The sequence below is a fragment of the Candidatus Endomicrobiellum cubanum genome (genome assembly GCF_031278955.1).
Classification (GTDB): Bacteria; Elusimicrobiota; Endomicrobiia; order Endomicrobiales; family Endomicrobiaceae; genus Endomicrobiellum; species Endomicrobiellum cubanum.
This window is the reverse complement of record NZ_JAITJM010000058.1, coordinates 1-14,259: the sequence shown is the minus strand read 5'-3', so window position 1 is coordinate 14,259 and position 14,259 is coordinate 1. Positions and strand designations below refer to the sequence as shown.

Genomic DNA, 14,259 nt, shown 5'->3' with positions numbered 1-14,259 from the left:
GATAGAAAATATACACTTCCGCTATTTATCAATTTGTATATATCTTCTGTCTTATCTACATATACCGCATTTCCACTTATTAACTTCTCAAATGTTTGTATCCCTATTGGTAACTTCTTCATTCTTTCTTCCCTTATTTTTAAATCTATTACTACTTTTTCTTTTATATTATATCCTATTATAACGAGTTTATTAACTTTTTGGTGAATAATACATAATAATTGTCAATAAAACTTGTCCTCTTGGTAAAAAATATAATATGATGCTTTGATAAATTCTAAGACTTTAGGACATTACCTCTGAAGTCAAAGGATATTGTGTGAAAAATAAACTTATTCCTATTGATTTTTTAAAAATACCAATAGATCCATCTGACACAATTGAAGGGCTTAAAGAATTCTGGAAAAAAGTTTTGCCACTTACATCCCAAAGAGAAAAGCATTTTTATAATGTATGGAAAAATGGAACAGATGAAGAAATTTTTGCGGAATTAGTGTTTTGTCTTTTTACGCCTCAAAGCAAGGCAGTAATATGTTGGGCCGCGGTAAATGCACTTGCAGACAAAAATATGATATTTAATTCAACCATGGAAGATATAGCAAATACTATAAGTGGTGTACGGTTTAAACACAATAAAGCAAAATATGTAGTTGAAGCTCGTAACTTTTTTACATTAAATGAGAAAATTAAAGTAAAAGAAAAACTCGCTTCTTTTAATGATATTTACGAACTTAGGGAATGGATTATTGCAACCATAAAGGGCATAGCGTATAAAGAAGCTGGGCATTTTCTAAGAAATATCGGTATAGGAAAAGACCTCGCTATACTAGATAGACACATTTTAAGAAATCTTAAACTTTATGGAGCAATTGAAGAGATTCCTAAGACACTTACTGTAAAAGCTTATCTCGATATAGAAAAGAAAATGCAAGATTTTGCCAAAGAAATAGGTATTCCTGTATCTCATTTGGATATGTTGTTTTGGTGCAAGAATACTGGTGGAATTTTTAAATAATTTTGTTATTAGCTAGACAATTTAATTAGCTTTTAAGACAAAATGAGAAGAAAGATAAAAATTTAAAAGATGTAGCTGTAGTTTCGCCTGATGCAGGAGGTGTAGAAAAAGCAAGATCTTTTGCAAAGCTTATCCATGCCAGACTTAGTAATTGTTTATAAGAGAAGATCTGGGCCTAACGAAGTCTCTATAATGAATGTTATAGGAGAAGTAAAAGGCAAAACATGTATAATTGTAGACGATTTGGTTGATACAGGAGGAACATTAACAAAAGTTGCAGATGTTATAAAAGAAAAAGGCGCTACAAAAGTTCAAAGTCTGGCATATGTCCATCCCCAAGATTTATGGATAGGGTAAATTTTGTGCTTTCAAAATTTTCAAAAGAAGATGAAGATAAAATAAATTCAATAAAAAAGCTTTCAGTTGAGATTTCTGATGAAATAGTTGCATCTGATGTTGATAAAGCAACTTTTAATCTAGCAAACAAAAAAACACTTGAAAGATTCCATCGTTGGGGGGGCTTACTAATAAAATAATCATGAAATATTGACTCACTAACATAAGCAGTGTGGGAAAATACAATGACAACATTAAGAGTAGAAATATCAGACTTAGTTACAGAAATAAGAGCGGTGTATAATGGCTTTTTATTTATATATCCAACTAAAGTTTCATCCATGTCTCTGAGATTGTCCGTATTGAGATTGCCAATATTAATTGGATAATGGAATATAGCTACCTTTTTTGTTTTTCCAGTCCGTATATCTTTAAATATAATCGTAATTGTGCTGTTGTGGAGAAATTGTAAGGTACAGCACTTATTCTATCTAGTTGTTACTAGCATTAGGGTCATAAGAAGAGGCACTTTTTAAACTATTTAAACCTAGGAGGTTCTCCAAATTTTCAAGCGCGGGTTCTATTTTATTTTTCATTTGATTTATGCTGGCTATGTTAGCTTTCAAGGCATCTATTATCTCTTGTTCCTCAGGAGAGATATGTTGATCATCGACGTCTGCTGATTGATACTGAGTAGTTGTTTTGTTAGTAGATTGACGCTGAGTAGTTGTTTTGTTCTTACAGCTACAAAGTAAAATGCCTAAAAAAATTACTAAAATTACAATTTTTGACTCTAAATTTTTCATATGCTTCTCTCAGGATTTTTGAATTAGTTTTTAATATTTTTTATTCCAACATCCTATTGTTAAAATCCACAAATACCCATCTATTTTTTAGTCTCCTCTATATTATCTCTAACATCTCCCTCGCTTTTGCTATTTTCACTTTTTCTCTACTCTTCTTTGCCTTTAACTTCAAATTAATCTTCCTTAAATATTCACTATATCTTATCGCTATCAATCTTACTTGCACCAACCTCGTTCTTAATATCTTATTCCCAATTTGTGTTATATGCCTATTACTCCCTTTGTCTGCGCTATTTTTAACTGCAGGCAAATCCCACATACGAACATAATTTTTACTGTCTTCAAAATCTTCTACTTTCCCTATCCCATGCACTATTATCGCTGTACTTAAGGACATATCTCTCTTATGCTCTTCAAATCCTTAGGCCTGTCTATCTAAGAACTCTTCTTGCTTATTTAAGCATTTTTTCTTAGAGCCTACCTATTGCATGCGTTTATGACAAATTAGACTTTTAAAGTATCAAGCGACTGATTTAAGAACTTGCCTTTAAAATCAAAAGGCATTAGCCAATTTAAGCCTTCATGAACTTTTTGTGTGGATTATACCAAAATAAGTAATCTTCTACCTATTGCTCTATATTTTCAATATCTGTTAAGTCGTAGGACTTCTTGGATACTTCAAGTGTTTGCAAAATTCAAGCCTGTTGTCCGTATGAAATCTCTTAATTCTATATCAGAAACAGCTTTGTTTTTTACTCATACAATCTTTATATCTCAAAATCGCGATATTTCTTTTGCCAATTGTATACGCCGTGGCTAGCCTGATTTTGTATCGTTTAATACACCCTTCTCTGATGCTTTATGGCACTTCCACTCTATTTCGCTTCTTGACTTACTTCGTTTTGCTCTTGCGTTTTTTGTAATCCTTTTATTGCTCTCTTAGGGTAAATTTAAATATATCAATATTAAACCCCAAAAATTTTTCTCCTTTTCAACTCTTCACTTTTTATACTCTCATTGATAGAACATTATATATTTTCAAAGTCTAATATCTATTTGAACTTTTGCATCTTCTTTCAATGATTTTCATTATAACATCTCCTCAGCAATTTAGATTTGTAGAGCTAAAAAATAGTGCAAAGATTATTGTTCCTTCTATATCTAATGTCGCTGATTTTCCACTCTTCCTTCTTTTCTTGTGCTCTGGATTTACCAATCTAATACTACTTATCAGTGGTCTTCCTTTCAAAATCGCGTTCAGCAAGCACACCAATACTCTCTTATGTTTCTCTCCTCCAAATAAATTTTTGAATACAATGAGGGAACCTTATCAAAAATTGTTTCCTTAAAGTATTTTTTTAAACAAAATAAAGCTCAAGCAAAGACTGTTCCCTTTTTTTGCTTGGATTGTACAGTTCAATTTAATTTTGAAATAACAGTTTTATTGGCAATGCATATCTAAATAGCAATATTATATGCATAGGAGGTATGCTATGAGAACAACTTTAGATTTACCTGAAAAATAAAATATGAGATGAGATAGATATAAATTGAGAAGAATTGCAATAGTTCTAATCTTTAAATATAAAGAGAAGATTTAATAAAATGGGTATTTCAGATTTAATTATAGTACAAAACTGCATACAAAATAACTGCAAGTTATTATCTTGTGATAAACATTTCAAAGATATGCTTTAACTATTTTGTATAATATTTCTATGAACGAGATATTGACTTTTGAGGGAATAAGAAATAACCCCGAAATACAGACTTATTTTGAGTTCACAGATAATGCTTTTGCTGTTATGGGATATAAAGAGCATGGACATGGGCATGCTCTTCGTTCTGCAGAGACTGCAGAAAATATTTTAAAAAGTTTAGGATATAATCAGAGGGAACAAGAGCTTGCAAAAATAGCAGCATATCTGCATGATATAGGAAATACCGTATCTATACATTCCCATGATCAAAGTAGTGCGGTAATGTTTTTAAATATTGTTGGCGAAAGCTTATACGGCGACGAAGTTTTTGCCATAGCTACAGCTATAGGTGGCCATGAAGACAAAAACGTAGACCCAGTTTCTACAATGGCTGCGGCTTTGGTCCTTGGTGATAAAACAGATGTTCGTCGCGAAAGAATAAGGACCAAAAATATGTTTTTGATTGACAAGCACTCTTTAGTGATAGCAGCTTGCCGCAAAGCAGAAGTTATTGTAGATAAGAAAGAATCAGTAATAAAACTTAAAATAGATATAGATACTTCAATTTGTTCCGTAATGGACTATTTTGAAATTTTTATGTCTAGAACAATTTACTGTAAAAGAGCAGCAAACGTTTTAAAATGTGATTTAGAACTATATATAAATGAGGATAAATTTTTGTAATGGAATACGAGTCTTATCAGTTAATAAAAAAGTCGTCTGAATGTAAGGCAAGATTAGGAAAGGTTTACACTACAAGGGGAGTTGTTCAAACCCCTATTTTTATGCCAGTGGGCACTCAAGGGACTGTAAAAGGTGTACCTATAGAATGGCTTGTCAATTCTGGCGCTCAAATAATTTTAGGCAATTCCTATCATCTTTATTTGCGTCCAGGCACAGATATAATCAAAAAAGCTGGTGGAATACAAAAATTTAATTCTTGGAATAAGCCAATGCTTACAGATTCTGGCGGTTTTCAAGTTTTTAGTTTAGGCGATATAAGAAAAATTTGTGAAGAAGGGTGTGAATTTAGATCTCACATAGATGGCTCTAAACACTTTTTCTCTCCAGAAAAGTCTATACAAGTTCAAAAAGATATCAGTGCAGACATTATAATGTGTTTTGATGAATGTACTCCATATCCTGCAGACTATTCATATGCTAAAAATTCAATGGAATTAAGCTTAAGATGGGCTAAAAGGTGTAAAACTGAATTTTATAAAGACAATGCATATGAAACACAAGCTCTGTTTGGCATAATACAAGGTTCAACTTATAATGATTTAAGAACTCAAAGTACGCAAGAAATGCTAAATATTGGTTTTGCTGGCTATGCAATAGGAGGTCTTTCAGTTGGCGAGCCTAAAGAATATATGTATTCTGTATTAGAAAATACTTTCCCTTTAATACCTGAAAATAAAGCTAGATATTTAATGGGTGTAGGAATGCCTGAAGATTTATGGGAAGGTGTTGAGCGTGGTGTTGATATGTTTGATTGTGTTATTCCAACAAGAAATGGTCGCAACGGGCAGGTTTTTACAAGTTTTGGGAAAATTAATATATGCAATGCAGAGTTTAGAGAAGATTTTACCCCTTTAGATCCTGAATGTAAGTGTCCGGCTTGTACAGGATATACAAAAGCGTACCTCAACCATCTAGTTAGATCTCAAGAAACGCTGTATCTTACTTTGTTGTCTTTACATAACATTCATTTTATGGTAGACTTAATGACGAAAATAAGAAAGTCACTGGAAAATGATACGTTTCTTAAAGCAAAAAAAGAATTTTTTGATAAATATTATTCAAAAAAATAAATGTGAGGAAAAGAATGAGAAAATCTGTTAATTTGTTAGTAATTTTAGCAAACATTTTGTGTATACCTATGGCTGCATTTGCTCAGCTTGGTACTGGTGGTGGAGCCGGAGCTTTAGGTAGCTTTTTACCTCTTATACTTATTTTTGTTTTTTTCTATTTATTTTTGATAAGACCTCAGCAGAGGAAAGCTAAAGAGCATCAAAAGTCTTTAAATGCTCTGAAAAAAGGCGATAAGGTTATAACTTCAGGAGGTATATACGGTACAATTAGTGCCGTAAGAGATAATAACATTCTTGAAGTAAAAATTGCAGATGGTGTTACTGTACAAGTAGCAAAACAGTCAATTGCTACAATAATAACAAAAGAAACCGACGATCAGGCAAAAGTGCCTGAAGTTGTAAAGAAATAAATTATTTTAAAAAGTTGTGTTGTTTAATTTAAAGTATCGGACAAAGAATGGATGATAAAAATAGATATTCAAACATAACTCGTGAAGCGGTAAAGAAAAATACAATAGTTAATATCATCTAAATAAGTATCTAGGAACACTAGGATATAGTGAGAATGGAATAAGGCATATTGGTTGGTTGCGTCTGTAGCTAAAAATATTTTGTTATATCTTGACTGTCCTAAAGAGAATTCAAGAACTTGCAGGCATAGCAGGATATATTCACAATATAGGAAATCTCATAAATAGGTATGATCAGGGACGGTTTTCAGCTTTACTTACTATGCGGTTATTAAAGGACATAGGCAATCACGAGTATGAGTCGGGTGATCCTATAAATCCTAATAGTGGCTGCATTAATTCTTGTAGATAAGTCTGATGTTCATAAAACACGTGTTAGAAACATTAATATATCAAAGTATGCTATACATAAAAGAGTGAATTTTGCTGTGGAATGGTCTTTTTAAAAGTAATTAAAGAAACAAAAGTTATATCACTTTAGCTTATGTAGATACTCAAATATCAAAAGTTATGGACTATTTTGAAATTTTTATGTCTATAATGCTCATGTGTAGAAGAGTGGCAAGTTTTTTGGACTGTAAATTTGAGTTGATAATAAATGAGAGGAAATTACTCTAATGAGCAAAATTAACTGGAAGTTGTGGATCACAGTGGCATCATTAGTATTTTCAGTTTGGGCTGTATGGCCATCTATAAATTGGTCGTAAATGTCTGAAGACAAAAAAGCGCAGGCTGAAAAAGAAAAAGATCCTATTTTGGGAAAAGCTTTAAAATTAGGGTTAGATTTAAAAGGTGGAACGCACCTGCTTTTAGAGGTTGATTCATCTCAGCTAGACAGCAATGTATCAGTGAAAGATGCTGTTGATAGAGCAATTGAAATTATGAGAAACAGAGTAGACCAGTTCGGCGTTGCTGAGCCTCTGATAGTAAGACAGGGAGACAAGTGGATAGTTATTCAGTTACCAGGCATTAAAAACCCTCAGACAGCTAAAGATCTTATAGGAAAAACAGCATTGCTTGAGTTTAGAATAGTAAACACTAGCAATGAGGCTAACAAAGCTCTTGACTTGTTTAGAGATAAAGGCATTACACCTGCACAGTATCGAGAGGATCCTTCAGCATACCCAGATATAGAAGCGGCTATGCCTCAAGACGCATCTGTTTTTGAAAGCAAGGAAGATACAAACTACTATATTTTAGACAAGGCTGTTTTGACAGGAGCATCGCTTACAAACGCCAAAGTTGAATTTGGCGGGCAGTTTGGGCAAGCAATTGTTTCAATGGAGTTCAATAGAGAAGGCGCTAGAACGTTTGGAGGTATTACAGAAAGAAATATTGGAAGAAGGTTGGCTATAGTTCTTGACGGTATTGTTCAGTCAGCTCCAAATATTAAATCAAAAATACCAGATGGAAAAGCTATTATAGAAGGTAGCTTCAATGCAGAATCTGCAAAACTTTTGGCTACAGTGCTTAGGGCAGGTGCCCTTCCCGCACCTGTTAAAATTATAGAAGAAAGAACTGTAGGCCCTACCTTGGGAGACGATTCTATAAAAAGTGGTTTTATGTCGGCTCTTATAGGTATAGTTGCAGTTTTTGCTTTCATGATAGGCTATTATCGCGCTTCAGGTGTTATTGCAGACATTGCTCTGGCTTTAAATTTGATAATACTTATGGCAACAATGGCATACTTTCAATTCACACTTACGCTTCCTGGAGTTGCTGGTATAGCTTTAACGCTTGCGATGGCTGTTGATGCTAATGTCTTAATTCTTGAAAGAATACGCGAAGAGCTTGCTACAGGTAAAACAGCAAGGGTGGCTGTTGACGCAGGATATCAAAAAGTTTTCTGGACTATTTTCGATGCAAACATAACAACGCTTATAGCTGCGATTTTCTTGTTTCAGTTTGGAACTGGCCCTATAAAGGGATTTGCTGTTACACTTTCAATAGGTCTTATTGTGAGCATGTTTACGGCAATATCGGTAACCAAACTTATATATGATTTGCTATTCAAAGAAAATCTTTTACTTAAGCTAAAAATATAATCGGAGGTTATAGTGCAAATTCTCAAATCATCAAATATAGATTTTATAGGCAATCGCCGTAAATTTTTTTTGATATCGACTTTCATGCTTTTGCTTACTATCGTAGCTTTTATTTATAGAGGCGGTCCTAAGTATGGCACAGATTTTACTGGCGGTATTTTAATGCAAGCATCTTTTCAACAAGAAATTGAATTGCAAGATGTTCGCTCTGCATTAGAGAGAAGCAATATAGGTCTTTTTGAGCTCCAAACTTCTGGTAAAGGCATAATTATACGCGCTAAGAAAAGCGTATCGTCGCAAGAAGAATTTAAAAACGCTGTAGAAAGCGCTATTGAAGAGATATTCCCTAGTAATTTAATGACTGTAGACAGAGTAGAGTATGTTGGTCCAAGCGTTGGCACATATCTCTCAAAGCAAGCTCTTTATGCGTTTTTCTTTGCTTTCCTTGGGATGATTGTTTATGTGGCGTTTAGATTTAAATCAGGAGTGTGGGGCGTAGCTTCTGTTTTGGGAATAATCCATGATGTTGTTATTTCTTTTGGTTTTGTAATCGTTGCAGATAAAGAAGTTAATATAACTGTTATTGCCGCACTTCTTACTGTGGCAGGTTATTCTATAAACGATACGATTGTTTTGTTTGACAGAATAAAAGAAAATTTAAGACTTTTAGCAAAAGAGGACTTTGCAAAAATTATAAACAGGAGTATAAATGAGGTTCTTTCTAGAACAGTTGTTACTTCTTTGACAGTGTTTATAGTAGCGGCCTCATTATTTTTCTTTGGTGGAGAAGTAATACACACATTTGCTTACATAATGATTATAGGTACAGTTCTAGGAGTATTTTCTACTTTGTTTATTTGTACACCTATACTATACGAAAGTGAACAAAGAAGAAAAAATAGATTAAAAGTTGCTATAAAGAAGGGATATATAAGTTCAAAATAATGCGAAAAATAAAGAATTTTAAAATAAATCTTCGCGTAAAAGATATTTCTCGAGTTGTAAGAAAACTTGTAAATGTTGTTGATATGTCTGTTGAGTTAGAACAGATTATTCAATGTTGTTGTCGTTTTTATATAAAGTCTTTATCGCCGGCAGTTGTTTATGATACATTTTCAAATGAATCTCTTTCTTTTGTTTATGAAAAAGATGCCCCAACAAAATGGGTTGCCCAAAGCATTTTTTTTGTAACTATAGGAAACACTATTGAAAAGGAATACAAAAAAAATGAAACCGCCTTTGGAGAGCATACAAGTAAAATTGTGTCTGCCATAGCTGTTAACGCTTTAGACCAATCAAAGAATTTTGTACAAAGAATTATCTCCAATGAAGCTCAAGACGAAAATTGCGAAATAATAAGAGTAGTTAATATAGAAAACGAATATTATGAAGAAGTTTCTAAAGTTATTCCTAGCGATAAAATAGACGTAAGTGTTGAATCTAGCATTATTTATCCTAAATATTCATCTGCAGGTTTGTTTTACTGGGTTCCATCAAAGAAAAAGAATAGAAAGTAATGGACCTCCCAACAGCAAGTTGTGGGGTTATAGGTCAATAATTAGTTTTTACAGTTGCTGCAGCTGTAGCAGTTTAACGTAACTTAATAATATTTGGTAATATCAATGTCAAAAATTTATTTGGTTGTATATAATGTTCTTACTATTCTTGCCTTGCCTATTATCGCGATAGCAGTACTGTTCAACAAAAAATACAGAAAAGAATTGTTTTATAAAATAGGCGAAAGATTTGCTTGTTTTAAACCTTTTAATAAAAATTTAACAAAGAAAACCATTTGGATACATTGCGCTTCTCTTGGTGAAGTGCGGGCTGTTGAACCTCTTTTGAACGGTCTTAAAGATGATTACTTTATTGTTTTAACCTCTCTGACTAAAAGCGGTAGAGAATATGCCGCAAAGCTACAAAAAATCGGCTTTGTATGCTTGCTTCCTTTAGATATCTACCCAATAATGAAAAAGGCATTCAACATCATAAACCCTGATTTACTTGTTATTCTTGAAACAGAATTATGGGCATCTATGCTTTACGCAGCGGCGCATAAAAATACAAAAATTATAACTGTAAATGGAAGGATGTCGGAAAAATCGTTTTGTGTTTATAAAAAGGCAAGGTTTTTCTGGGAAAAATTTGTAGGGTTTATTAATGTTGTCATTGCAAGAAGCGCTGAAGATGCTGAAAGGTTTAGATATTTAACACAGGGGAAAAGCATTATTCTGGTTTCAGGAAATATAAAATACGACAAAGATTTTAATACAATAGCAAAAAGAGAAGATTTTTTGCTTAAAGATACAGATTTTGTTTTTACTGCAGGAAGTGTTCGGTTAAAAGAAGCAGAGTTAATAGTAGACGCTTACAAAAAAGTAGAAAAAAACTTTAAAATATTTTTTGCGCCAAGGCATCTTTCAAGAATTAACGAAATAGAAGATATTCTTACTGAAAACCATATAAACTATTCTTTATTTTCTAGTAACGACTTCAACGAAGATTTTGTTCTAATAGATATTTTTGGCAAACTTAATGATATATATTCAATTTCTGACATCTGTTTTGTAGGAGGATCGCTTATAGATAAAGGTGGTCAAAATCCTATAGAGCCTGCAGCCTACGGTAAGCCTGTATTGTTCGGTAAATACATGGACAATTTTAAAACTGAAGCTGAATGTCTTTTAAAAAGTGGAGGAGCTTTTATTGTAAAAGATAGCGATGATTTGGCAAAGAAAATAAATATGTTTATATCAAACAAGCACTTTATAAAAAATGTAGGAGATCTAGCTTTACAAACTGTGAGTAAGCAAAAAGGCACTGTATCTTTTACAATAGATAAAATAAAAGAGATTTTAGATGCAAAATAAAACGTTACTTAAAATAGTAATATTTATATGTCGTCTTATAGACAAAACTTTAAGAAAAAAATCATTAAACGATACTTTTCATTACCCAAAACCATCAATGTATGCATTCTGGCATGGAAATGAATTTTCTATGCTTATGTCAAACAAAAAAAGAAATATCGTTATTATGGTAAGTTTGTCAAAAGACGGCGAAATGTTGGCACAGATTTTACAAAATTTTGGATATTTAACTGTTAGAGGTTCTTCTACAAGAGGTGGAAAAAGAGGGCTGATAGAAATAATAAGGTACGCACTAAAAGGATACTCACCGGCTTTTGCTGCTGACGGGCCTAAAGGCCCTTATCATAAATTAAAATCCGGCATTATATACGCTGCTCAAAAAACAGGTGTGCCTGTTATCCCAATAAACTGTGCTCCAAAAAATAAATTAATTTTAAAAAAAACTTGGGACAAAACTATAATCCCTCTTCCTTTTTCAAAAACTATTCAAATTTATGGAGAACCAATTTACATAAATAAAGATGACAATATCGAAAATAAAATGACATTTGTTGAAGAAAGATTAAATAAATTGGACGAATTTACAAACAAGTATTATTGGGGCAAAGATATATTAAAATATTTAGAATACCATCCAACACCAAAAATTTTGATCGTACAGCCAAGTAGACTTGGCGATATTATTTTCTCACTACCAACACTTGCTGCTATAAAGAAAAAATATCCTCATGCAAGATTAAGCTGGATAGTAGACGAACGCTGTTTTGAAATTTTGGAAGACAATCCCCTCCTTGAAAATATTTTTGTATGGAATAGAAAACAAAAATCTATTAAATATTATATAGACTTAATGAAAACTTTAAGAAAACAAAAGTTTGATTTAAGTATAGACTTACACGGACTTGCAAAATCTGCAATGCTTGTAAAATTTGCAGGAGCAAAATTTAAAATAGCTTCTTCCTCTACTAACGGTATGAGAGAGTTTTCTTGGCTATTTTCAAAAGAGATTAAATCTAGCAGTCGTCATTGCGTAGGACACCACTTTGAAGTTGCAAAATATTTAGGCTGTCCATCAGACATTAATTACCCTATATATATACCAGAACAAAGTTTTAGAATCGTCACAGATAAATTACTGAAAGAAAACGTAAATTTAGAAAAAATAGTAGGCATACACCCTGGCGGAGGTTGGATTTCTAGAAGATGGGCAACATCTAAATATGCCCAACTCTCCAAAAAATTAAAAGATGAGCTTCAGGCAGATATAGTGCTAATCGGTGGGAAAGAAGGTGGAAGCAGCGAAAAAGGTTTAAATGAAGAAATAATTTTAGATGCAAATGTTAAAATAACTGATATGACTGGCAAATTTACATTAAAAGAGTTATGTGCTTTTTTGCAAATGTGTAAAGTTTTTGTTGGTAATGATTCTGGGCCTATTTACATAGCTACAGCATTAAATGTAGAAGCTGTAGCTGTGTTTGGCCCTACATCCTTATCTGAACGCACAGGACCATATAGCAGAAATACGAAAGTTGTGCAGCATAAAGTGAAATGTCAGCCGTGTAGAAACAGAAATTGTGCAAATCCTAAATGTATGCAGGGTGTAGCTGTTGACGAAGTTTTTGAAGAAATAAAAAAGAAATATTTATAATATAAGATTTATTGTATTTATTTTTTATAGAGGGTTATACATGAAAGTTTGTAATAGAACTAAAGAATAAGGAATGCTATAACTTCGGTAAGGTTTTAGAGGCAGACAAGTTATTAGAGATCCACATCATTATGAAAATTTTAATAATCAAACCAAGCTCTTTTGGCGATATTGTTCAAGCTTTGCCGTCCGCAAATGCTTTGAAACAGGCATATCCAAAGTGCAAAATAAGTTGGGTTGTATTTAAAAATTGGGAAGATATCCCTAAATTATGTCCTGATATTGATGAAATTATAACTTGGGATCGCAAAAGTGGGGTTAAAGGTTTTCTTGAAGTTTTAAGTCGTCTAAGACGTACAAAATACGATATAATATTAGACTTACAAGGACTTTTAAGAAGCGCTTGCCTTGCAAAATTTGCTAAAGCTAAAATTAAAATCGGCGTTCCAGGTATGAAAGAGTTCAGTAATTTTTTAATAAAAGAAGTATGCCCAGAAAAAGCAAATACAAATGCCACATTGAGAAATCTCGAACCGGTTAAGTTTCTAATTGGAAAAGCTTTTCAACCTAAAGTAAACATAAAAATAGACATAGATGTTAATAATATTTTAAACAATAACAGAATTTTAAAAGATTTTATTGCCTTTGTTCCTTTTGCCAGAGGAAAAGGCAAAAATTGGGACGTTAACAATTATCATAAATTGATATCTCTAATTAGAAATAAATTCATAAATATACAAATAGTTGTATTGGGACTAAAATCAGACTTTGGCAAACTACAGTCAAATCAAATCACAGATTTATGTGGTAAAACTTCTATAGAAGAGCTTGCTGGAATTCTATCAAAAAGCAAAGTTGTTGTCGGCGCTGATACAGGCCCTATGCATTTGGCAGCTATATTAAATGTTCCGACAGTATTTATATTTGGTTGTTCAAATATACATGAAACAGCTCCTTATCTAGGAAAATTTTCTTTGCTTATAAATAAAGAAAACAAAGATAATATTAACGCTATAAAACCTGAAACTGTTTTTTGGGAAATAGGAAAATGGATAAAATAGTTTTTTTTCATATGAACCAGCTTGGAGATCTTCTGTTTTCTCTTCCTGTTCTTAAAGCTATTAAAGAAGAACTTAATGCTAAGATATGCTCTGTAGTTAAACCATCTCTTGCGCCTCTTCTTATAGCTTCTAACCTTATAGATGAAACAGTACCAAAAGATAGAAATACTATAAAGTTTTTAAGAAAATACAAAGCAAACACAGCAATACTTTTTTCAGAATCACCAAGCTCTTTGCTTTGTGCATATTTTGCAAATATAAAAAATAGAATAGGCTTTAAAACAGCATCTTTAAGTTTTTTACTTACAAAAAAAGTAAAAAGAGTTGGCGTTCCATCTTTATTTAACAATAGAGAGTTAGGTTTTATTGCAGGATTAAAAACAATCCCACAAGATTATACAAACATATTAAGTATTCCAAAAGAAAATATCGAAAATGTACAGAAGTGGTTTGGAGATAATAATCTTGATGCCTCAAAAACAATTGCTATT

17 protein-coding genes are annotated in these 14,259 nt (G+C 32.4%); 13 read left to right on the top strand and 4 right to left on the bottom strand.

The window, feature by feature from the left end; translation table 11 throughout:
• The coding region (locus LBD57_RS05605) for an AAA family ATPase (protein WP_373470354.1) at window positions 1-122 on the bottom strand (122 nt) is incomplete at its 3' end.
• A gap of 197 nt (window positions 123-319) precedes the next feature.
• Here LBD57_RS05605 and LBD57_RS05600 point away from each other — a divergent pair.
• The 3 genes from LBD57_RS05600 to LBD57_RS05590 all read left to right on the top strand — a co-directional run bounded on the left by LBD57_RS05600 (window position 320) and on the right by LBD57_RS05590 (window position 1,551).
• A complete protein-coding gene (locus LBD57_RS05600; RefSeq protein ID WP_373470352.1) occupies window positions 320-1,015 on the top strand; it encodes an N-glycosylase/DNA lyase in 696 nt (231 codons plus the stop codon).
• A 135-nt stretch (window positions 1,016-1,150) separates the two neighbouring features.
• Window positions 1,151-1,372 (top strand): phosphoribosyltransferase family protein, encoded by a 222-nt coding sequence (locus LBD57_RS05595; protein WP_373470351.1) that lies wholly within the window; start codon window positions 1,151-1,153, stop codon window positions 1,370-1,372.
• A gap of 5 nt (window positions 1,373-1,377) precedes the next feature.
• Window positions 1,378-1,551, top strand: coding sequence for a hypothetical protein (locus LBD57_RS05590; protein WP_373470350.1), 174 nt, complete (start codon window positions 1,378-1,380; stop codon window positions 1,549-1,551).
• 291 nt (window positions 1,552-1,842) lie between these two features.
• Here the strand turns inward: LBD57_RS05590 and LBD57_RS05585 are convergent, their stop codons facing one another.
• The 3 genes from LBD57_RS05585 to LBD57_RS05575 all read right to left on the bottom strand — a co-directional run bounded on the left by LBD57_RS05585 (window position 1,843) and on the right by LBD57_RS05575 (window position 3,475).
• Window positions 1,843-2,157 carry a hypothetical protein gene (locus LBD57_RS05585; protein ID WP_373470349.1) on the bottom strand — a complete coding sequence of 105 codons (315 nt, stop codon included), beginning with the start codon at window positions 2,155-2,157 and terminating at the stop codon, window positions 1,843-1,845.
• A gap of 97 nt (window positions 2,158-2,254) precedes the next feature.
• Window positions 2,255-2,554 carry a hypothetical protein gene (locus tag LBD57_RS05580; protein ID WP_373470348.1) on the bottom strand — a complete coding sequence of 100 codons (300 nt, stop codon included), beginning with the start codon at window positions 2,552-2,554 and terminating at the stop codon, window positions 2,255-2,257.
• Window positions 2,555-3,259: 705 nt separating this feature from the next.
• A complete protein-coding gene (locus LBD57_RS05575) occupies window positions 3,260-3,475 on the bottom strand; it encodes a PD-(D/E)XK nuclease family transposase (RefSeq protein WP_373470353.1) in 216 nt (71 codons plus the stop codon).
• 400 nt (window positions 3,476-3,875) lie between these two features.
• On the opposite strand from LBD57_RS05575, the gene LBD57_RS05570 reads away from it, so the two are divergent.
• The 10 genes from LBD57_RS05570 to LBD57_RS05525 all read left to right on the top strand — a co-directional run.
• Complete coding sequence (locus tag LBD57_RS05570) at window positions 3,876-4,541, top strand: HD domain-containing protein (protein WP_373470347.1); 666 nt, start codon at window positions 3,876-3,878, stop codon at window positions 4,539-4,541.
• Window positions 4,541-5,671, top strand: a complete 1,131-nt coding sequence (tgt, locus tag LBD57_RS05565) for a tRNA guanosine(34) transglycosylase Tgt (RefSeq protein ID WP_373470346.1) — start codon at window positions 4,541-4,543, stop codon at window positions 5,669-5,671. Before LBD57_RS05570 ends, tgt begins: the two co-directional genes overlap by 1 nt.
• Before the next feature lie 14 nt (window positions 5,672-5,685).
• Window positions 5,686-6,081 (top strand): preprotein translocase subunit YajC, encoded by a 396-nt coding sequence (gene yajC, locus LBD57_RS05560; protein WP_373470345.1) that lies wholly within the window; start codon window positions 5,686-5,688, stop codon window positions 6,079-6,081.
• A 767-nt stretch (window positions 6,082-6,848) separates the two neighbouring features.
• Window positions 6,849-8,186, top strand: a complete 1,338-nt coding sequence (gene secD / locus LBD57_RS05555; RefSeq protein ID WP_373470344.1) for a protein translocase subunit SecD — start codon at window positions 6,849-6,851, stop codon at window positions 8,184-8,186.
• 12 nt (window positions 8,187-8,198) lie between these two features.
• Window positions 8,199-9,131 (top strand): protein translocase subunit SecF, encoded by a 933-nt coding sequence (gene secF / locus LBD57_RS05550; protein WP_373470343.1) that lies wholly within the window; start codon window positions 8,199-8,201, stop codon window positions 9,129-9,131.
• Window positions 9,131-9,703: a hypothetical protein gene (locus tag LBD57_RS05545; protein ID WP_373470342.1), complete on the top strand. Its 573-nt coding sequence runs from the start codon at window positions 9,131-9,133 to the stop codon at window positions 9,701-9,703. Before secF ends, LBD57_RS05545 begins: the two co-directional genes overlap by 1 nt.
• Window positions 9,704-9,808: 105 nt before the next feature.
• On the top strand, window positions 9,809-11,056 hold the full coding sequence (locus tag LBD57_RS05540) for a 3-deoxy-D-manno-octulosonic acid transferase (RefSeq protein ID WP_373470341.1): 1,248 nt from the start codon (window positions 9,809-9,811) through the stop codon (window positions 11,054-11,056).
• Window positions 11,046-12,707: a glycosyltransferase family 9 protein gene (locus tag LBD57_RS05535; RefSeq protein WP_373470340.1), complete on the top strand. Its 1,662-nt coding sequence runs from the start codon at window positions 11,046-11,048 to the stop codon at window positions 12,705-12,707. Before LBD57_RS05540 ends, LBD57_RS05535 begins: the two co-directional genes overlap by 11 nt.
• Window positions 12,708-12,838: 131 nt before the next feature.
• Entirely contained in the window at window positions 12,839-13,768 is a 930-nt protein-coding gene (locus LBD57_RS05530) for a glycosyltransferase family 9 protein (RefSeq protein WP_373470339.1), read from the top strand.
• Window positions 13,756-14,259: glycosyltransferase family 9 protein (locus LBD57_RS05525; RefSeq protein ID WP_373470338.1), on the top strand; the 504-nt coding region annotated here is incomplete at its 3' end. The genes LBD57_RS05530 and LBD57_RS05525, both read left to right, overlap by 13 nt.

Excerpts from the sequence above, each read along its gene's own strand:
- secD (WP_373470344.1), top strand. The coding sequence starts at position 6,849 with ATGTCTGAAGACAAAAAAGCGCAGGCTGAAAAAGAAAAAGATCCTATT.
- LBD57_RS05595 (WP_373470351.1), top strand. The coding sequence starts at position 1,151 with ATGCCAGACTTAGTAATTGTTTATAAGAGAAGATCTGGGCCTAACGAA.
- LBD57_RS05540 (WP_373470341.1), top strand. The coding sequence starts at position 9,809 with ATGTCAAAAATTTATTTGGTTGTATATAATGTTCTTACTATTCTTGCC.
- LBD57_RS05545 (WP_373470342.1), top strand. The coding sequence starts at position 9,131 with ATGCGAAAAATAAAGAATTTTAAAATAAATCTTCGCGTAAAAGATATT.
- yajC (WP_373470345.1), top strand. The coding sequence starts at position 5,686 with ATGAGAAAATCTGTTAATTTGTTAGTAATTTTAGCAAACATTTTGTGT.
- tgt (WP_373470346.1), top strand. The coding sequence starts at position 4,541 with ATGGAATACGAGTCTTATCAGTTAATAAAAAAGTCGTCTGAATGTAAG.
- LBD57_RS05570 (WP_373470347.1), top strand. The coding sequence starts at position 3,876 with ATGAACGAGATATTGACTTTTGAGGGAATAAGAAATAACCCCGAAATA.
- LBD57_RS05535 (WP_373470340.1), top strand. The coding sequence starts at position 11,046 with ATGCAAAATAAAACGTTACTTAAAATAGTAATATTTATATGTCGTCTT.
- LBD57_RS05585 (WP_373470349.1), bottom strand. The coding sequence starts at position 2,157 with ATGAAAAATTTAGAGTCAAAAATTGTAATTTTAGTAATTTTTTTAGGC.
- LBD57_RS05580 (WP_373470348.1), bottom strand. The coding sequence starts at position 2,554 with ATGTCCTTAAGTACAGCGATAATAGTGCATGGGATAGGGAAAGTAGAA.
- LBD57_RS05530 (WP_373470339.1), top strand. The coding sequence starts at position 12,839 with ATGAAAATTTTAATAATCAAACCAAGCTCTTTTGGCGATATTGTTCAA.